At 42.0% G+C, this 19,371-nt stretch carries 17 protein-coding genes and 1 pseudogene; 8 read left to right on the top strand and 10 right to left on the bottom strand.

Annotation, left to right across the window (positions count from 1 at the left end; all coding sequences use genetic code 11):
* Positions 1-122: 122 nt before the first annotated feature.
* Positions 123-3,167, bottom strand: coding sequence for a metallophosphoesterase (locus L5M18_RS11470; RefSeq protein ID WP_263197001.1), 3,045 nt, complete (start codon positions 3,165-3,167; stop codon positions 123-125).
* A gap of 14 nt (positions 3,168-3,181) precedes the next feature.
* On the bottom strand, positions 3,182-3,664 hold the full coding sequence (locus L5M18_RS11465; protein ID WP_263197000.1) for a hypothetical protein: 483 nt from the start codon (positions 3,662-3,664) through the stop codon (positions 3,182-3,184).
* A gap of 331 nt (positions 3,665-3,995) precedes the next feature.
* Between L5M18_RS11465 and L5M18_RS11460 the strand changes: the two genes are divergently transcribed.
* Positions 3,996-4,811, top strand: a complete 816-nt coding sequence (locus L5M18_RS11460; RefSeq protein WP_263196999.1) for a substrate-binding periplasmic protein — start codon at positions 3,996-3,998, stop codon at positions 4,809-4,811.
* Positions 4,812-4,867: 56 nt separating this feature from the next.
* Here L5M18_RS11460 and L5M18_RS11455 read toward each other — a convergent pair.
* Positions 4,868-4,936 (bottom strand): annotated as a pseudogene (locus L5M18_RS11455) (DUF3297 domain-containing protein); the annotation flags it as partial.
* 223 nt (positions 4,937-5,159) lie between these two features.
* Between L5M18_RS11455 and thrS the strand changes: the two are divergent.
* A complete protein-coding gene (gene thrS / locus L5M18_RS11450; RefSeq protein WP_317629897.1) occupies positions 5,160-6,413 on the top strand; it encodes a threonine--tRNA ligase in 1,254 nt (417 codons plus the stop codon).
* Positions 6,414-6,602: 189 nt separating this feature from the next.
* Here the strand turns inward: thrS and L5M18_RS11445 are convergent, their stop codons facing one another.
* From L5M18_RS11445 to L5M18_RS11435, 3 genes are all read right to left on the bottom strand, one after another.
* Positions 6,603-7,133 carry an SMI1/KNR4 family protein gene (locus L5M18_RS11445; RefSeq protein WP_263146593.1) on the bottom strand — a complete coding sequence of 177 codons (531 nt, stop codon included), beginning with the start codon at positions 7,131-7,133 and terminating at the stop codon, positions 6,603-6,605.
* 388 nt (positions 7,134-7,521) lie between these two features.
* Positions 7,522-7,767 (bottom strand): DUF3297 family protein, encoded by a 246-nt coding sequence (locus L5M18_RS11440; RefSeq protein ID WP_006080205.1) that lies wholly within the window; start codon positions 7,765-7,767, stop codon positions 7,522-7,524.
* 151 nt (positions 7,768-7,918) lie between these two features.
* Complete coding sequence (locus tag L5M18_RS11435; protein ID WP_106651617.1) at positions 7,919-8,545, bottom strand: short chain dehydrogenase; 627 nt, start codon at positions 8,543-8,545, stop codon at positions 7,919-7,921.
* Between the two features lie 99 nt (positions 8,546-8,644).
* Between L5M18_RS11435 and L5M18_RS11430 the strand changes: the two genes are divergently transcribed.
* Positions 8,645-9,532, top strand: coding sequence for a LysR family transcriptional regulator (locus L5M18_RS11430; protein WP_263196998.1), 888 nt, complete (start codon positions 8,645-8,647; stop codon positions 9,530-9,532).
* A gap of 166 nt (positions 9,533-9,698) precedes the next feature.
* Positions 9,699-10,100: a ribosome recycling factor family protein gene (locus tag L5M18_RS11425; RefSeq protein ID WP_263196997.1), complete on the top strand. Its 402-nt coding sequence runs from the start codon at positions 9,699-9,701 to the stop codon at positions 10,098-10,100.
* A gap of 31 nt (positions 10,101-10,131) precedes the next feature.
* On the opposite strand, the gene L5M18_RS11420 is transcribed toward L5M18_RS11425, so the two are convergent.
* Both L5M18_RS11420 and L5M18_RS11415 read right to left on the bottom strand, forming a co-directional pair.
* Positions 10,132-10,311, bottom strand: coding sequence for a DUF6435 family protein (locus L5M18_RS11420; RefSeq protein WP_028759324.1), 180 nt, complete (start codon positions 10,309-10,311; stop codon positions 10,132-10,134).
* A 206-nt stretch (positions 10,312-10,517) separates the two neighbouring features.
* A complete protein-coding gene (locus tag L5M18_RS11415) occupies positions 10,518-12,182 on the bottom strand; it encodes a methyl-accepting chemotaxis protein (protein WP_263196996.1) in 1,665 nt (554 codons plus the stop codon).
* A 293-nt stretch (positions 12,183-12,475) separates the two neighbouring features.
* On the opposite strand from L5M18_RS11415, the gene L5M18_RS11410 reads away from it, so the two are divergent.
* Both L5M18_RS11410 and L5M18_RS11405 read left to right on the top strand, forming a co-directional pair.
* Complete coding sequence (locus L5M18_RS11410) at positions 12,476-12,706, top strand: hypothetical protein (RefSeq protein ID WP_113939077.1); 231 nt, start codon at positions 12,476-12,478, stop codon at positions 12,704-12,706.
* A 258-nt stretch (positions 12,707-12,964) separates the two neighbouring features.
* The gene (locus L5M18_RS11405; protein WP_263196995.1) at positions 12,965-15,154 is read left to right on the top strand and encodes an OsmC domain/YcaO domain-containing protein; all 2,190 of its coding nucleotides are present in this window, start codon (positions 12,965-12,967) and stop codon (positions 15,152-15,154) included.
* Positions 15,155-15,314: 160 nt separating this feature from the next.
* Here the strand turns inward: L5M18_RS11405 and L5M18_RS11400 are convergent, their stop codons facing one another.
* A complete protein-coding gene (locus L5M18_RS11400; RefSeq protein ID WP_263196994.1) occupies positions 15,315-16,223 on the bottom strand; it encodes a GGDEF domain-containing protein in 909 nt (302 codons plus the stop codon).
* A 385-nt stretch (positions 16,224-16,608) separates the two neighbouring features.
* On the opposite strand from L5M18_RS11400, the gene L5M18_RS11395 reads away from it, so the two are divergent.
* Positions 16,609-17,079 (top strand): cupin domain-containing protein, encoded by a 471-nt coding sequence (locus L5M18_RS11395; RefSeq protein ID WP_173242850.1) that lies wholly within the window; start codon positions 16,609-16,611, stop codon positions 17,077-17,079.
* A gap of 216 nt (positions 17,080-17,295) precedes the next feature.
* Positions 17,296-18,075 (top strand): prolipoprotein diacylglyceryl transferase, encoded by a 780-nt coding sequence (lgt, locus tag L5M18_RS11390; protein WP_263197002.1) that lies wholly within the window; start codon positions 17,296-17,298, stop codon positions 18,073-18,075.
* Positions 18,076-18,154: 79 nt separating this feature from the next.
* Here lgt and L5M18_RS11385 read toward each other — a convergent pair whose 3' ends face one another.
* On the bottom strand, positions 18,155-19,072 hold the full coding sequence (locus tag L5M18_RS11385; protein WP_263196993.1) for an alpha/beta hydrolase: 918 nt from the start codon (positions 19,070-19,072) through the stop codon (positions 18,155-18,157).
* Between the last annotated feature and the right edge of the window lie 299 nt (positions 19,073-19,371).

Genomic DNA, 19,371 nt, shown 5'->3' with positions numbered 1-19,371 from the left:
TGGGTCCATTCCATTATCCATGTTTTAGAAGGTCACTGGTGCAACAATGCCTGATCTGGTGTAACCATTGAGTGGAGAGTTATGCCTGTCCTGTTTTTCCCTAGTTTACTTAGCTCCTTTTATTATTGTGTTGAAGCATGTGTTAACTTTTTTTGGAGTTCGTTTACATTCGGGTTGTATTTTATTTTTAATATACTACATACGCTTTTTTTATTATTAGTGTTTTCTTGAAACATATAAAGATAATACCGTATTAAATCTTGTAGCAAGGCTCCTGATATTGTGTTCAACTTGAAATCTTTTGCCATTTTTGCGATAGCTTCAATTGACCCTAGGCCTCCTAAATCAAGCTGAACAGAAAGCTCAATTAATCTTAAAGCATTACTTTTCGATTCTCCATTATGTATTAAGTTGATTACAGGCAATAACTCTCTACTTCCAATTGCTGATGATATCTTTTTAATAATTGCGAAAGAAACTCCTTTCATTAGATTAAAAAGCATCCGTCTAGCAATTACCTCTATTTCATCATTGGAATGATTGTCTAATTCAAATTCATCCTTAAGTTTACTTCTTAACATATCTAATAAGGTATCTGGGTCATTACGCATTAGGCTAAATATAGCTTCTAAAGCTCTTAATGGTGCCTCTATCGCCTCTGTTAACAGTTTTAGTTTTGGAGCCGTTTTTAGTGATTCATGATAATTTCTTGTGAGTTGCCCAAGAAGATCAACTGATTTGAAAGTCAGATTGAAATCTCTAATGAACTTATAAATATCTGATTTATCATCGACAAAGTTATTGTTTTCAATTTCATCGTCAGAATCATGATATTCTGCATTGCTAGAGTAGAGGTCTTTTTCATTTTCGATATCCTGTCTATTAGTATGAATATCACCATCAATAAATGTTAAGTCACCTAAGTTTAAATTTTCTACAATTCCATTTAAAAATGAAACACCTTGATCTAGATCTGCTGATTTATATTCTTGAAATAATTTTGCAGATTGTCCTATGATTCCATCTAAGATGTTCATATCCTTTGAGTGATGAGTAAGAAACATTAAGGTACTCATGTTTCGTGTTTTGTCCAAATTTTTTATTAATTCAAAAATTATTATTTTTATTTCCTCATCACCCATATTATCGGAAAGATATTTAGATAAAAAGTAATAAAAAATATATGGATATCTAAATGAATAGTGTCCATTGTTTTCTTTCAGTATTTTTGCATTGATTAATTGATTTAATCTATGGTCACAATCAATCTTTAGGGTGTATTCTTTGTTAATATGTGAGTTGAAATCCCATAATATATCTCTAGATAATTCAGCTTGTTCTGATTTGTGATAAAAAAATGCCATTTCAGTGATATATGTAAATATGCCATCTAGTTTATCTTTGTCTACCCCTGAAATACCTAAGCTACAAGTTATCAAATAATGATAATAGTGACCATAAGAGCTTGTATTTAGATCTGATGAGATACTTGTATCCATTGACTGTAGCATTGTTAGTAAGAAAAACGGTGTTGAAGGTATATAGTTTTTCCCTATTACTCTAGATATCTCTTTATATGCCTTGTCTGTCTTAATTATTAGTGCTTGATCTGATTCAGCACATTCTGATTTTAAATTGTTCCATTTCTTTATTAGTTCCCACCTTAAAAGATGTCCCATTTTTAATATTTCTAGTGAAATAAATTTTTCTTGAAAGATACTGTCTCCTTTAATATTGTTTTGGCTTATGTTATAAGAGTCAGAAATTGTTATTACGATTTTTGTAAAATACCTTTCTAGCAACTCTATTAATTTTTCTGTTGACTTTGAGTCGCCTCGAATTAGATCAAAATTGTCTATGAATATTACTCTTTCATTTTTACTCTTTAATAACTGATCAAAAGTGAAGTTTTCATATTGTGACTTTATTTTTTCTTCAAGAGTGGATATTTTATATCTGTCAGATCTTCGTATTTCACTACCATCTATAAAGACGGAGAACCCTCCGTTTTCCAATGTGTCTAAACATAATTTTCTTAGTAATGTTGTTTTCCCAGTACTTTCTTCACCTGATAGTATTATGTGAGAATCATTATATGTTGATAAAATATCTCTTGAACTTTCGCTTTGTATTGCTCCAGCATTTCTTTTTGATAAATTATTAATATTTTGATAGGTGAAAATGTCATCAATTTTTAGTTCATTTATTTCCGGATGTGAAAATCCTGTACCTGCATCTGTTAAATTGGCATAGTAATCTGCTTTTACTTTAAATCCATTACTATATTTTGCATTTGACTCGACGATATCATTTTTTGTTTTTGTTTCAGTTTTTTCGTAACTTCCATTATTCCAAATGTGTTTTTCTATATAAATATCATCACAGTTTTGGTAAAAGCATATAAACCCATTTTGTTCTAGAGAAACATCATGAAATGAGCATGTTTCAATTATCAAGTTTGTGTTGGCATCTGACTCAACTTTGAAGCTATTCTCAACATGTTCGTGACCAGATATAATTATGTTAAATAGTTCTGCAGTCTTATTTCTTATTTCTTTGTTGTTTTCTGGGGTGAACCAACTTAGAGGGTGGTGGAAAAATAATACTCTTAGTTCTTCATTATCATAAGTGTCAATTATTTGTTCAATAGGATATGTTAGTTCACCACCTTTTTCTTTTATTTTTGAGCACCATGCAGTATTTAAAGATTGTATTGATATTTTTGTGGAAATCTCGTATTTTTTAGATAGTAGTGTGCTATGTTTTACTTGAACATTGCAAACCTCTCTTTCAAAATCGAAGTATTCTTTTTGTCCGCTAGTAACTATGTTAATTACTGATTCATCCAGTTCTGAATTATTTGCTATTAAAATTTCTCTAGCTTGACCTTTATATGTTGAAAAGTTATGGTCATGATTCCCTGGGGATAATAATATTTTGCAACTATCAGCTAATTTTAAGAATGACTCTGATATTATGTCGTACTCACACTTTTTCCCACTAAATGCAATATCTCCTGCAACCAATATAATAAATTCATCATATTTTTCTGCACTACATTTTCTGTCAACCCAACCAGCTAGTTCATTTAATCTATTGTTTATTTCATCGCTATTTTTTTCATTTGCATGAATGTCACTGATAATAATAAATAGTGTATTTTTCATTTATATAATCCATTTTATTTTTCAGAATATTTACTTTTACTAATGCATCTCTGTGCGACTTGATAAATAATTTGTTCTACTTGTTGCTGGGTAAGGGCTTGGGTTTTAAGTGTTGGGATGGTGCCGACTAATTGTTTGTGGTTAAACTCTTTATTACAAAGATGTGGGAACGGCGGTTTTGATTGACTTGTGACAAACCAGCCGGGGAATATTAGGGCTGGGGTGGCGGCGACGAGGGTTCCTGTGGCTTTGGTTAACCATTGACTGACCCGCTTAGTTAACAAGAGTGCTTGGCGTTCGGCTTGCACATAGTGAAAAACTTGATAACCCAAGGCTTGTAAGCCATAGGCGGGGATACGGGTCAGTTGCTCACGATCAACGGGCAGCTTGACGGTTGCATCGCGATGTTTGAGCAACACATACATCACACCCACTGTGACAAGAAGGCCAGAGAGAAGTATCCCGTAGGATAAAAGAATGCTGCTGAAATCGGTCATTTACGTCCCTGAAGTAATGCGAGTCAATAGTTAACCCGATGACATAACCCGCTAATCAAATGTACTTATTATTTTGGAAAGTGGTGGCAGACTTGTCTGCTTAGAGTTTGGGCGCACATTGCTGATTTGCTTCTTCTTCCCTAAATGGCGTGCTCGATGATTGAGTTCGAGTTTGCCCTGCATTTTCCTGAGTGGTCACACTTTAACCCGCTCTATACGGTTTAATCAATGCGCTTTATCACAATTACAGGCTGGGCCTATGTTTTATGCACTTTAGTTTTCGATTTTTTGAGTTATGCTAAATGCAACATATAAATTTGCGGGCATCTCTATGTATTTTAAAAGTATCCTTGTTTCGTTGCCTTCTGTTTACGCAATTTTGTGTGTGCTTGGTTGTGGTTTTTTCTCGGGCATCATTGTCGCCGCTGAGGTGCAATCGGCTACTTTTTCTAACGTGTTGCGTGCCGATTTTCGGCATCGTCCTCCTGAGATGGTGCTTGATGAGCGAACTAATACTATGACGAGTCCGTTAAAGGATATTCTTGAGGAAGCGGCGGCTAAGGTCGGTTATCGCGTCGAATGGAGCGCGCGTCCTTTTGCTCGCAGCATTCATGAGTTGCGGGTAGGAACGGTCGACATTGTGCCGCGCACGATACGAGACGAAGAGCGAGAGGCATTTGTACGGTTTCTTGGTCCTATCGGCACTCAGACTCGCGATATTTTGTTTCTCGTAAAAGCCGGCGAGGAAGGACGGATTAAGTCCTATGAGGATTTGTATCAGGTTACTGTAGGGGTTAAACGGGGCACAGTTTATTTTGAGCGTTTTAATACAGATCCCGCGCTACGTAAAATTGAGTCTACCGATGATGAAAACATGGCTCGCATGTTTATCATGGGGCGTTTTGACACTATGGTGGTGCTCGATCGTGCCGCCATTGAGAATGCCTTCAAGCAGCTCGGTTACGATCGTTTTAGCTATGCCGATTACCGTCAGTCAAATCGGATCGAACATTATTTTGGTATGTCCCGTAACTCTACCCATGCTGCTATTTTCGATGAACTTAATCGGGCGCTGCTTGATATGGTTGCATCGGGCCGTGTAAAACAGATTTACCAGGCCTATGGTTTAGCCGCAGAAGTAGAATAGGCAAACAAAAACGGCCAATCAGATTGGCCGTTGTTATGATCCCGCTCTTTGCAAGCTTAACGATAAAAGGCTTCAACTGTGCCTTTTACTGTGAGTAGCAGTGGTTGGCCGTGGCGGTCTAATAATTCATTATGGATGGCCATTTATTTTGTCTTTATTTTGTCTGCCATTTATTTTTTTTATAAACAAAATGCTTGCTGCGATAGGGATGATTTGTTATTACTGGCGCATGAAAAAAATATACGTAAGCGCAATTAACACCACCACTACCACCACGAGAATTCTCGGGGGGTAGTTTTTTGCGTCTTTAAAAAAACCCTCTGAGCGAAATCGCCAGAGGGTTTTTTTATACCTTGGTTTTGTATTTCGCTCAGGTTTTACTCAGATTTTACTCAGGAGAGAATGATGAAAACACATCGCGAAATTGCAGAACAACTTGACCTATTTCACTCTGAACCACAGGCGCCGGGTATGATTTTTTGGCACCCGAATGGCTGGGCGTTATTCCGAGATATTCAAGAGCACATGAGGCGCGTGTATCGCCGAAATGGTTTTGAGGAAGTGAACACGCCTGTTTTTATGAAGAAGGAGTTATGGCAAACGTCTGGGCATATGGACATGTTTGCAGAGAACATGTTTTTCGGTGGCGGAAAGGAAAACATGGATGAATATGTTTTAAAACCCATGTCTTGTCCTGCCCATATTTTGCTGTTTAAGCGCGGGGTACATAGCCATAGAGATTTGCCACTGCGACTATTTGAGTTTGGCTTAGTGCACCGTAATGAATCCTCAGGCTCGTTAAATGGTTGCCTGCGCGCACGCCAGTTCACTCAGGATGATGCCCATGTTTTTTGCTGTTGGTCTCAGGCAGAGGAGGAGATACGTGGTTTTCTCCAGCGTGCAAAGCAGGTTTATGGTGATTACGGCTACCATAATTTAGACGTAAAAATATCGACTAAACCTGAGAAGGCATTAGGCAGCGATGAACAATGGTGCCGAGCACAAAAGCTATTGGATTCAGCCTGCCAGATTGAGGGCTTTGATGCCGAGTATCAAGCTGGCGAAGGGGCTTTTTATGGTCCCAAAATTGAATTGTCACTGACAGATTCTATGGGAAGACGCTGGCAGTGTGGCACTATCCAGTTTGATTTCAATTTGCCTGAAAGATTCGATGTTCACTACACAAATGAGCAAGGTGAATTCGAACGGCCAGTGATTATGCACCAAGCTATGTATGGCTCTATCGAGCGTTGGTTGGGGATTCTCTTGGAAGTCTCACAGGGTAACCTGCCGGATTGGTTGCATCCCGTGCCTGTTGCTATTGCCTCTGTAAATGAGTCAAACAGCCAATTTGTCCGTCAGCTAGCCACATTATGCTTAGCACGAGACATGCGAGTGTTGGTTGATATCAGTCAACACTCAGTTGCCCGCAAAATGAAACGTTTTCACAAGCAAAAAGTGCCTTATATCTTAACGGTTGGAGATAAGGAAGAAGCCGAGAAGTATGTGTCAGTTAAGTGCCGTAAAGACGGTGTGATGACTCACATCCCTCTTGCTGAATTAGCTGACTATCTTGCGGATAAACTAGTGCGCAAACAATAACCTAAGGAAGACTGTGTTTGTTATCTAAGGCTAGCTAGGGTTCCCACGGCTAGCCTTTACTCATTTTATGATCCGGCTCTTTGCGCTAAGGCTTAACGATAAAAGGCTTCAACTGTGCCTTTTACTGTGAGTAGCAGTGGTTGGCCGTGGCGGTCCATGATTTATTGCGGATGACCATTTATTTTTTGTTTAAATTTTTTCAAAGGTAACATTTTTAGGAGGGAAACTATTAGGTAATGATCCTGATCTTATTTTTCTTAACAATAAACCAGTCAATAGAGAGGTTATATTTTCATCAAAATATTCTACATCTGGCGATCTAGATGCGATTATTGCAGTGCCCCATGTCTCACTGTCTTTCAGATCGGAAACAACCCAAAATATGCAATCACCATTATCCGTTACGCCTATTGGTAAAAGGCCATTAATTTCTGGATAGAGGTTATATTTAAAATACTCTGGGTCTTCATTATTAAGGTAATTGAAATCCTCAATGATTGATTTCTTCTGCTCAAAAAAATCAAGGTCACAATTTGTAGTAAATGGATTGAATATCGCTATAAAGTCGGCAATTCTTCCTGTGCCATAACGATTAATAAACGCAATGTAATCCCTGGGAAAACTAAGACCTTCATCTATAGAAGGCCAAACGTTACCAATCCCAGATTCATTAGGGAAGTTAGGGGGAGTTAAAATGCTATTTAATACAGATAGGGTCATGATCTACATTCCACGAGGATTAAGAAGAGCAATGCTTTCAAAGAAACCACCACTACCTTGAGCATTCACTGTTATACCTGCCGGTATTCTGGAAGGACCTTTATATATTGGAGTTACCGAGACATCAACTATTTCTCCTCTCTCTCTAACGCTTTTCTCTAGCGAATCCCCAAATAAACTTGATGATATTCAAATAAGTAGGCATGCATAATGCTATTTGATTTAATCCATTTCGCCAAAAACCGACTAGATAGCTGTTCCGAATAGTCGTTCACTGCACTGGTGCAGTTTCAGCAAGTAGTATTGAATTAGTATCATTTGCTGCTGGGCAAACAAAAACGGCCAATTAGATTGGCCGTTTTTATGATCCAGCTCTTTGCGCTAAAGCTTAACGATAAAAGGCTTCAACTGTGCCTTTTACTGTGAGCAAAAGAGGTTGGCCGCGACGGTCTAAGGATTTGCTTGGCACTTTTACCCAACCTTCACTGATGCAATATTCTTCGACATCAAAACGCTCTTTGCCGTTGAGCTTAATACCGATATCGTGCTCGAAAATTTCTGCCACATGGTGTGGGCTGCGTGGGTTAACGGAAAGGCGATCCGGTAAAGCAGGTAATGATGTTGTGTCGGTCATGGTCGTGATCTGTCATTGTCTATAGTGAAAAAGCGTGCGCTATTGTAGGCAATCCCAGCGCAACGCTCAAGACTTTAACTGTGACTGATTACGCGCCTTGCGTTACAAGGTTAGGTTGTCCTGTTAGGGCACTGCTGTTAGGACACTGCTGTTAGGGCAACACTGCGCCGCAGCTGGAAAAGGCTTTCAGCACTCGGCCGTTTTCTCTGCCCATGACTGAGCGCAAATAAACCTTGGCTAATGTGTCGGCATTGATTGCACTAAAACCGGGGAAATAGTCCTGATAGCTCGCTAATGACTCGCTTAATACCGTTGGGCTGACAATGTTTATCCGCTGCTGCGCAGGTAATTCACCCGCGACGGCGGTAACAAAATGCTCAAGTGCGCCATTGATTGTGGCTGCACTGATGCCATCTTTTACTGGGACATCGGCAATAATGCCACTGGTCAGTGTAAAACTCCCCCCAGCGTTGAGGTATTGGCTACCTATTTGCACTAACTGTATTTGCCCCAATAACTTACTTTGGAGCCCTGTATACCAGTCTGCTTGAGTCATAGCGTTGAAGGGTTTAAATACGACATCACCCATGGCCGAAATCATTGCATCGACTTTACCGATTTTTTCTAGCCCTTGATGGAGTGAATGTTCATCCCGAATGTCTATCAGGACATCCCCCGTTGTTCGCCCTACCTGAATAACTTCATGCTGAGTTGAATGGAATAAGCGGACTATGGCTTGTCCGATTGTGCCTGATGCACCCACTACGACTATTTTCATGACATGCTCCTAAATTGAATACGAATTGAGGATAGTCTGGTTAATTAAATAGAAAAAGCGCATATAATCACCACATTGTTTCGTTAATGGGTTTAATTGATGAATCTCACTCATCTGCAGTCATTTATGCTGGTTGCCAAAATGCACAGTTTTAGCGCTGCGTCTGAACAACTCGGCGCTTCTAAAGGCTTAGTGTCGCGGCATGTTAAATCCCTTGAAGATGAAATGGGTTGTCAATTACTCCACCGAACCACTCGGCGAGTATCAATGACCGAAGCAGGGCAAGCGTTATATGGTAAAGCCTGCGAAATCGAGAGGCTAGCCAATGAAGCTGGACGTTTAGTGCAGGATTTAATGCAGGACTCCTGTGGCACTTTAAAATTCACCGCTCCAACGGAACTGGGCAAAAAATTGCTGAGTCCTATGCTGCTTCAGTTTATTGCTGCGTATCCTCAAGTGAAACTCGAACTGTGTTTTGAGCAGAATATTCAAGATGTTGAGTTCGGCAAGTTTGATCTCGCCTTAAGAACAAGCATTGCGCACAGCGATAATCTTATCGCCAGATATCTTGGCAGAATTAGCCATGTCTTAGTGGTTGCACCCGCATATCCCGCCGCAGCAGAGGTTCGTCACCCTGATGATTTACGCCATTATCGTCTATTGTCTTCGGGTGAAACTCAGTGGGTGTTTGAACCGCTCGCAGGGGACTGTCTCACGCTCACTTTTGAGCCTGCACTGTATAGTTCAAACTATGCCACTACACATCTTCTTACTTTGAGTGGTGCAGGTATCGCTAGCCTGCCTTATTATTTGGTAGAGGAGGATATCGCTCAGCACAAACTCACTTTGCTCGTTCCCCAATGGCAATGCTATCCACATGAGTTGTATATGGTTTATGCCAAGCAGAGCCATTACCCAAAGAAGCTGCGCGATTTACAACATAAGCTACAAACTTGGTGCGAAACTCACTCAAAATATGTGGGTTAAAGAGTAAAAGCATAATCGCATCAAATCTTATCCGGCAGAGGGTGGAGCTTTTAGAATAAAGTGAGGCAGAGTACACTGCCGCGCATTGAATTTTTGTATTTGAATGTAAAGTCGAGCAGGCTTTTACCCATGCAGGCATAAAAAGAGCGGCGATTAACCAAGCGTTATGAACGACGACATTAGTATCTCGCTGCCCTCGCTGATTCATCGAATTGGACGGGAGGCGGTTAAACAAGCTCAAGTGATTGCAACCCAATATGATTGCGAGCTTAAGCGTGTGCGGCGTTCAAGGAATTGGTGTATTGTTGGCGCGGCGATCAAGATCCAATCCTGCACCGCCCATTTACAAGCCGAGCAGCTACTGATGGCCGATGGAGCATTTCGTTATCTTATTCAAAAGCTTGAGTCAGCCTTGCTGCAACATGCGGACAAACTTGAACCATTAGACGCTAAGCTGATTCGGCTTATCACAGACAATCCTGCGATTACCTTAGGTGAGTTGATGCAACAGACCCAATGCACTATCACAGAGGCCAGATTGGCACGTTTTCAAGCTGACTCTTGGTAGTTTGTCTGCTGAGTGTTTTTGCTTTGAAGGTTTATTTATGGCTTGTTGTTTCTAACACTTTTATTTGATTTTCGATTTGCTCGGCTTCAGCGGTCAGCATTGAGTAGGATCTAATATCGCCTTTTCTCTGGGCATGCATAGCTTGTTCAAGCTTGGCGTTATATTGCTGAGTTAATTTTTTTAAGGGATTTTTCTTAAATATTGAGAACATGGCCATTTCTATTGGATTGGGTATTTTGGCTTATATACGTAGGCAATGGGATTTAAGTTTTACTTTTTGAAATTAAAAATCTCACAATCTCACAATCCTTCAATTCCACTGCCATCGGCCTCAGCAAGGCTGAGACCTTATCTTACATTTGCAGCAAACTAATGGGTTGCTATGTCTTATTTAGCTTACAACCCATTGAAAATATTTTAAATCTTAAACTGACCGACGAGCTTGCCTAAGTTAATTCCTTCCTGCGACACGGTTTGGCTGACTCTGGCAGCATCTTCGCTGGAATGGAGTAACTCATTCACTATCTCTTGGATGGCGAACACATTACGGTTGATTTCTTCGGTCACAGAGCTTTGTTCCGTGGCCGCCGTCGCAATTTGGGTGCTCATGTCGTTAATTGCCGTGACCGCCGATGTCACTGAACCAAGGCTTTCAGAAATTGCACGGGAAGAGTCTACCGAGCGCACGCAGCTTTGCTGACTTTCTTCCATCGTTTTTACTGCCAGTGCGACAAGCTTGTGCAGTTCAGTTAGCATCTCATTGATTTCTAAAGTGCTTGATTGCGTTCGGCTCGCTAAGTTACGCACTTCATCGGCCACCACGGCAAAGCCTCGGCCCTGTTCTCCGGCGCGGGCCGCTTCGATGGCTGCATTTAATGCCAATAGGTTAGTTTGCTCAGCAATACCGCCAATCACTGACAGCACGTTGTTGATTTTTTTAGACTGTTCGCTCAAGGATTGAATACTGCCCGCCGCATTGTTGATTTGCGCCATGAGTGCCGAAATTTCTTCTAAAGAAGCATCGACGCAGCGCTGGGCATTGGCTACATCGCCAGTGGCAGCGTGAGTCGCTTCAGCCACTTGCGTGGTATTTTGCGCTACTTCGCTGGCGGTGGCTGACATTTCAGTAATAGCGGTAACCACTTGATCAGTTTCATTGTTATGGCTGATGAGTTGGCTCGACATGACTTTGGTTTGATCGTGAATCGCGTTGGCGGCGGTTTTAACTTTAGCCGTCGCGTTTGCCACATCGCCTATGATGGTTTGGAGTTTATCGACAAACAGGTTAAAGGATTGACCTAATTGTGCAATTTCATCTTCACCTTTCACAATAAGACGTTTGGTTAAATCGCCTTCGCCTTTGGCAATGTCGTTTAAATTGTCCGCCATATTTTTAATTGGCGCGACCATACGTTGGGCGGTGATCAGAATAACAACGGTAGTAATCGCGGCGAGTAGCAGCGCAATTAACAGAATGGCATAGGATTTTTCGATCATCTGCTCAGTGACCGTCGCACGATAATCCTCAACGACAGTGTCGATATCATCGATATAGACTCCCGTGCCTAGCATCCAGTCAGTGCCAGGGATCATCATGGAGTAACCGATTTTTTCAATTTGCTCATTTGTATTGGGTTTTTGAAAGTAGAACGAGAAGTTACCGTCCCCTTTTTTAGCGGCATCGAGTAAACCGACAATGATTTTAGTGCCGCGGGGATCTGTCATATCAATTTTATTTTGCCCTTCGAGGTTGGGCATGACGGCATGGAACAGGTTTTTACCCTGGGAGTCGTAAATAAAGAAGTAACCAGAACTGCCAAAACGGATATCACGTAGCGCTTGGTTTACATTGCCATTTTCTTTTAAAGACAATTGATACTGCACTATTCCTGCGGCAATTTCGGTGGCTTCTTTTATTTGTGTTTTACGTTCACCGATGAGCTTAGTTCTAAAGGTCGTCACCTCATCTGCAAGGGCGTCTTTTTCGACATAGTAAGAAACTGTCATGAGTACGAACAAAGTAAAAATTAAAGGGAATAACGACAACAGCAGTAATTTATTACGTAGGCTGAAATTAGACATGCTTGACGACTCCATGATGAACATCTCTTTTATTGCAGGGCAGTATAGCTAATTTCCCGCATTCTTAAGTGTTTAAGTTAACAAAAATGTAATGGAAATCGATAAAATGCGCGCTGTTGATTTATTCCAAAGTCGTTAACTATGCTGTGAATCTAGGCCTTTCTTTTGATCTTTATCAACACTATACGGGCCCAATGAGTTCACTATATTAGCTTAAATTGATGCAAAATTAGCTAGAGTTGGTGCAGGCTGATGTGCTGGTGGAGATAGTGGCGAACAGTAAGGGCAGGGTTGTGACGAATGAAAAGTTGATCCTAACGCTGAAAATCTGCATTACTGTAGGCATTTGTCTTATTGCGTTGGGCATCTACTTACATAACTTTAATGAAACTGTTGAGGCGATGGGCGTGCAAGGGATTATTATCAGCGCTATGTGTGTCGCCTTTGGCATGGCCTTGTCATTACCGACTAAGATGTATTTAACCTTTCTGTTGGTTAAGCGAGAAACTGAAAAACATCCATAATGCGTTTTTGCGCAGAGTGTTACTCTGCGACTCATTGGTTTCCTCGTCTTCTTGAGACTCAATCTAAGTACTCGCTTAACCCTGCTATTCAAACCGTCAAGCTCAGCCGTAAATGCCCTGATTATGGTTTTTAACATAATTAACCCAAGACTAATGGGCCAAAAACACCGATAATTCACCCTTAATGACTCATTACCAATGACGCGACTTGGTCGATGGGCTGCTACAGACTCGCATATTTAGTGGAAATCATATTCAATGGAAATCAAAGTTAATTTTCTCGACAATCTTAGACTTGAAGCCAAGTTTGATGATTTTACCGTGACCGCCGATCAGCCAATCCGCTACAAAGGTGATGGTTCTGCCCCTAGTCCGTTTGACTATTTCTTAGCGTCGTCAGCCCTGTGTGCGGCCTATTTCGTGAAGGTATATTGCAAAGCCCGTGATATTCCAACGGATAACATTAGACTGTCGCAGAACAATATTGTCGATCCAGAAGATCGCTACAACCAGATTTTCCAAATTCAAGTTGAGTTACCCGATGATATTTCGGAGAAAGATCGCGAAGGTATTTTGCGCTCGATTGACCGTTGTACGGTTAAAAAAGTGGTGCAAACGGGCCCAGAATTTAAAATTGAAACCGTTGAGAACCTAGATTCAGACGCCAATGCCATGTTGATGGGCCAGCCTAATGGCGCATCGAGCACCTTTATTCTGGGTAAAGATCTGCCGCTGGAGCAAACCATTGCCAATATGACGGGCATGCTCGCCGATCTTGGAATGAAGATAGAGATCTCATCATGGCGTAATATCGTGCCGAACGTGTGGTCACTGCACATTCGTGACGCGGCTTCGCCAATGTGTTTCACCAATGGTAAAGGCGCGACCAAAGAAAGCGCGTTGTGCTCGGCACTCGGCGAGTTTATTGAGCGTCTGAATAACAACTTTTTCTATAATGATCAATTCTTTGGGACTGAAATCGCCAATAGCGAATTTGTGCATTATCCCAATGAAAAGTGGTTTGCGTTAGAAGAAGACGATGCGCTGCCAGCGGGTATTCTCGATGACTATTGCTTAGAGATTTATAACCCAGATGACGAGCTGTGCGGCTCGCACTTGATTGATACTAATTCGGGTAATGTTAAGCGCGGCATTTGTGCGATTCCTTACACCCGTAAATCTGACGGTGAAACGGTTTACTTCCCATCGAACCTGATTGAAAACCTGTTCTTAAGCAATGGTATGAGTGCGGGTAATAACCTGCAAGAAGCCCATGTGCAGTGCTTGTCAGAGATTTTTGAGCGCGCTGTAAAACGCCAAATCATTGAGCAAGAAATTGTCTTGCCCGATGTGCCTATGTCTGTACTAGAAAAGTACCCAAGCATCCTCGCGGGCATTAACGGTTTAGAAGAGCAAGGTTTCCCTGTTGTGGTTAAAGATGCCTCACTCGGCGGCCAGTTCCCAGTGATGTGCGTCACCCTGATGAACCCGAAAACTGGCGGTGTATTCGCCTCTTTTGGCGCGCACCCAAGCTTTGAAGTGGCGTTAGAGCGTAGCTTAACTGAATTGCTGCAAGGTCGTAGCTTCGAAGGCTTAAATGATGTGCCAAAACCGACCTTTAACAGTATGGCGGTTAGCGAGCCAGAAAACTTTGTTGAGCACTTTATTGATTCAACAGGAGTGATTTCATGGCGCTTCTTTAGCAGTAAATTTGATTATGAATTCTGCGAATGGGATTTTTCTGGCACTAGCGAAGAAGAAGCTGACGGCCTGTTTGGGATCTTAGAAGCGTTAGGTAAAGAGGTGTATATCGCCGAGTTTACCGATTTAGGCGCATCGGCGTGCCGTATTTTAGTTCCTGATTATTCTGAGATTTATCCAGTTGATGACTTGATTTGGGATAACACCAACAAGGCGCTGGCGTACCGTGAAGATATCTTAAATCTGCATTCGTTAAGCACTAAGCAATTGGCTAATTTGGTCAACCGTTTAGAAGAAAGCCAACTCGATAACTACACGGATATTCGCACCTTAATCGGCATTGTATTTGATGAAAATACCGTGTGGGGAAAACTGACGATTATTGAGCTTAAGATCCTGATTTATTTGGCACTCGGTGCACACGAAGACGCGATTGAGCTGGTCGGTGAGTTCCTGCAGTTTAACGATAATACCGTTAAACGTGGCCTGTTCTACCAAGCCATGAATGCTGTGCTGGAAGTGACCTTAGATGAAGAGTTAGAACTTGATGATTTTATCCATAACTTCAACCGTATGTTCGGTAAAGAAGTGATGGACAACGTCGTTGGCTCAGTCACAGGTAAAGTGCGTTTTTACGGCTTAACTAAGACCAGCATGCAGCTCGAAGGCATCGAGCCGCATCTAAGATTGATTGAAAGCTATAAGAAGCTGCATCAAGCCCGTAAAGCTGCGAAAGACCTGAATTAATTCTGTTATTTGGTATTAGCTTAATGTGTTTAAAAGCGAACCTTTTGGTTCGCTTTTTTGTTTGTTGCTCTTTTGATTCGCGCTTCTTATGAGCACTTGTGGCTATCACTTATTAAGGGCGCTTGTTATTGCTATGTGTGGTTTGAAATGTTCAGTCCGCTTAGGCGGTATTTGATATAACTCGATTTTTACCGTTACGTTTAGCTTGATACAAGGCCGCATCAGCCCGCTTAAGCGTTTCTTCATAGGACTTATCCAATGGTTCGATAGAAGCGACTCCAATGCTTACGGTGGCAAACAAGCCATTGACCGCATATTTTTGCAGTTCAGTGTAAAAGCAATCGCAGAGGTATTCTGCAAATTCAACCGCTTGCGAATGCTCTACCCCAGGTAGGGCAATCACAAATTCATCGCCACCAAAACGATACGCGCTATCGGTTTTTCTAAATTGAGTTCGGCAGGTTTCGGCAATCGCGATGATGATTTGATCGCCAGCATAGTGACCCAACTGATCATTGATGGACTTTAAGTGGTCTAAATCGAGGATCAAGATTGAGGTGGGAATACGGTGGCGCTGAAATATATCGAATTGAAAGGTTAAATCACGTTCTAAGCGGCGACGGTTATACAACCCTGTCAGCTGATCGGTATCGCTTAGCTGACGTAGTTGCAGTTCAAGCTCATGCCGCTTGGAAATATTACTGGCGACCCAAAGCACCACAGGCTCATTATCAACCAGAAAGTCTAGTGCTTGAATGCGTCCCTCAAACCAAATGGGTTGTTCAGGGCCTATATCGGGTAAGCCTTTGACATCTTTATTGCTCAATTCATATTCTTCGATCAGTAATTTTCGGCTGGTTAATGCACTCTCGATAACCTGTAAAAAGTATTTGAGTTTATCAGCCTTTAACACATCGCTAAGATACAAGCCGATTAGGCCACTACCATCGTGGTAATAACGGTCATCTTTACCACCGAAGACGGCAATGTATTTACCACTTTTTGACAGAACAAAAGTAGGATCAGGAAGTGCATCAAGGACTAAAGCCATTTCTTCTATTTTGATCATCGATTAAAATCCCTGTGGAAAATCACCCAACCTTAAGTCCGCGTGTCCAAGTTATCATAGATAAACTACTCTTTGGCGCTTTAGCCGCGAATGCATCCTGCGAACTCATTACAATTTAGCCGCTTTTGTGGGTAACAACAAACCATAACAATATGCCGTACAATTTATTTGTCGTCGCGATTTTACCAAGGCATCAGAGCGTTCGATGGCGCAGAGTTGTATCCCTGTTGAGGCTTAAAACCTAAGCCTTGGTCAGTCGTGATGTCTGAACTTTAGCGTTTGTGCTTATGTTCAAAAAGCTTCATTGCTGTGTTTAGTGGACAGATGATTTTCGAGTAGAATCTAGGGCCTTAATTGTGGTTTTAATTTTACACAGGGATTTATAATGCATACTGCAGATGATTTTATTGAACATTTAGCGCTAGAGCAGCATGTTGAAGGAGGTTATTACCGCTCATCCTATCGTTCAGAAACGGCATTTGATCAGACTCGGGCATTATGGAGCAGTATCTATTTTTTGCTGCGTACGGGAGAGGTTTCCCATTTCCATCGTCTGACAGCTGATGAAATGTGGTATTTCCATGCGGGGCAATCGCTGACGATTTACATGATTGATCCTGATGGGGTGCTAACGACGGCGCAATTAGGGCTTAATTTAGCTGCGGGCGAGCGGCCACAGTTTTTAGTCCCTAAGGGCTGTATCTTTGGTTCAGCCATGAATCAAGATGGTTTTTCATTAGTGGGCTGCATGGTATCGCCTGGTTTTACCTTTGATGATTTTGAGCTGTTTAGCCAACAAACTTTGTTAGCCCAATATCCACAGCATAGTGACATCATCCAACGTCTGAGCCGTTAGGGGAGCGCTAAAGTCAGTTAAATTTAGCCAGTTGATTCGTTAAATGGTAACTTGGTTGACATTGCCTCATTCGGCTAAACCAAGGTCGTTCTGAGTCATTAAATTTGACTCAATAGTAAGATATCCCCGCGACAAGGCTTGTCTATTGGCGTTTAACCACGTAAAACATGCTTTTTGGCGTACCTCTATGTACCAAGTGTTATGGAGTAATTGAATTTGGAACACTTAGTGTGGGAGCTCGATCCTGTATTAATCTCGTTTATGGGACTAAAAATACATTGGTATGGAGTCCTGTTTGCTGTTGCTATTACTGCTGGTTTTCAGGTGATGAAGCGGATTTATATCAAGGAAAATCTCGATCTTGAGTCCCTTGATAATTTACTGATTTATTGTGTGGTTGGCATTATTGTGGGCGCGCGTTTGGCCCATTGTATGTTCTACGATCCGACTTATTACTTTGCTCATCCGCTTAAGATCTTGGCGATTTGGGAAGGCGGACTCGCCAGCCACGGTGGTGGTTTAGGCGCGATTCTGGCCTTGTATTATTACCAACGTAAAGTGAAGCTACCCTTCCTGTTTTTGTTGGACAGACTCGCTATCGCCACTGCCATTTTTGGCTTTTTTGTGCGTATGGCAAACTTCGCCAACTCAGAAATTTTAGGCGATCCTACGACTCAACCTTGGGGCATTATATTTGCCCGTGTCGACATGTTGCCAAGACATCCAGCACAGCTCTATGAGGCTTTCGCTTATTTAGCTATCTTTATTGGTCTGTATGCTTTGTATGAATACACGCAGATTAAACAAAGACATGGGGCTATTTTCGGTCTGTTTCTGGTGTCGGTGTTTAGTGCGCGAATTGCGATTGAGTCGATTAAAGTTAGCCAAGCTGCTTACTCTGAAACTTTCTTAAGTGCGGGACAACTTCTGAGCTTACCGTTTTTAGCCGTAGGTATAGTCTTGTTGTTCTTGGCGTATCGAAAGAAAACCGTTTAAATCTAAATATCAAACGGTTAAAAAAGGCTTTCTATCTAGATAGAAAGCCTTTTTTATGAATTAATCATCAAGTATGACGTTAGGCTGTCTTCACTATATTAGTCACCTGCACCATGGCATCCCGAGCGGAACGGCTCACGCCCGAGAGTTGGAAGAAGCCATGGATGACGCCAAGATAACGACGGCAGTGGGCATTGACGCCCGCCTCTAATAGATTCCTAAATAGCTGTTCACCTTCATCGACGAGTGGATCGAATTCGGCGGTGATGATATGGGTTTCCGGTAAGCCTGCTAAGTCATCACGGCGAAGTGGACTGGCTTCGGCATCGGTTCTGGGGTGCCAATCTAAATACAGATCGAAACCTGTTAGCAAGGTGTCGCGGGTGATGATGTATTTCTCGCCATTGTCGCTATAGCTTTGGCTCTTCGCGGTGGCATCGAGCATAGGATAGATAAGCACTTGTTTCTGTGGCAACCATTGCCCTTTGGCTTTTAAACGCAGGCAAGTGACTAGGGCTAAATGGCCGCCGGCGCTGTCGCCCATTAGGGTGATCTTAGTGTTATCACCGCCCCATTGGTGACAATGTTGATAGATGACTTCTGCGGCATGGCAGGCATCGTCGTGGGCAGCGGGATAAACATGTTCTGGGGCGAGGCGATAGCGAACGGCGATCACCAGTGCGCCAGAATCATTGGCGAGTTTTCGCAGTTGTTGATTATGGGTTTCAACGCCGCCACTGACAAAACAGCCACCATGGTAGTAAATGACGATAGGTAAATTGTCTGCCGCCGAGGGTTTGAACAGAGTTAATTCTGCGCCATCGATGGAAATTGCGCGCACCTCGAACACCTCTTCAGGCTCACCCGCGAGTACAGTGCTGGCGATATAACCTTGCCGACGTTGCTCAATGCTTTGCTCTCGTACCGATGGGCAACCCGCCGCGATAAACTCGCTAACCAATTGTTTAATTCCCTCTTCTAAATAGAGTTGGCTCATTTAATACTCCCTCAATTTTTAGTGCGCTCGGCTGTTCTGCAATGGGCTGAGTTTATCGGCAGCTTAATTGAATTGGTAGCCTAGATTCACACTCAGCCATGAGCTCTATCATGATTGCGGAAATTAACTTTGGTATTAACTTAGTAATGAATACGGTTGCAGTCGGCATCTTTTTCACTATTACAGATTGAGTTGTAGGGTGTCTTGTAAGAAAATTACCAACTTAATTGACTGTCAGGCTTAATGCGCTTAAATGTCCGCCTGATTGTGCGTTCGATAGCGCTTTGATGTCGATTTGT

It is taken from the genome of Shewanella sp. SM20 (assembly GCF_025654545.1).
Taxonomy (GTDB): domain Bacteria; phylum Pseudomonadota; class Gammaproteobacteria; order Enterobacterales; family Shewanellaceae; genus Shewanella; species Shewanella oncorhynchi.
This window is presented reverse-complemented; position numbering and strand designations above follow the sequence as displayed.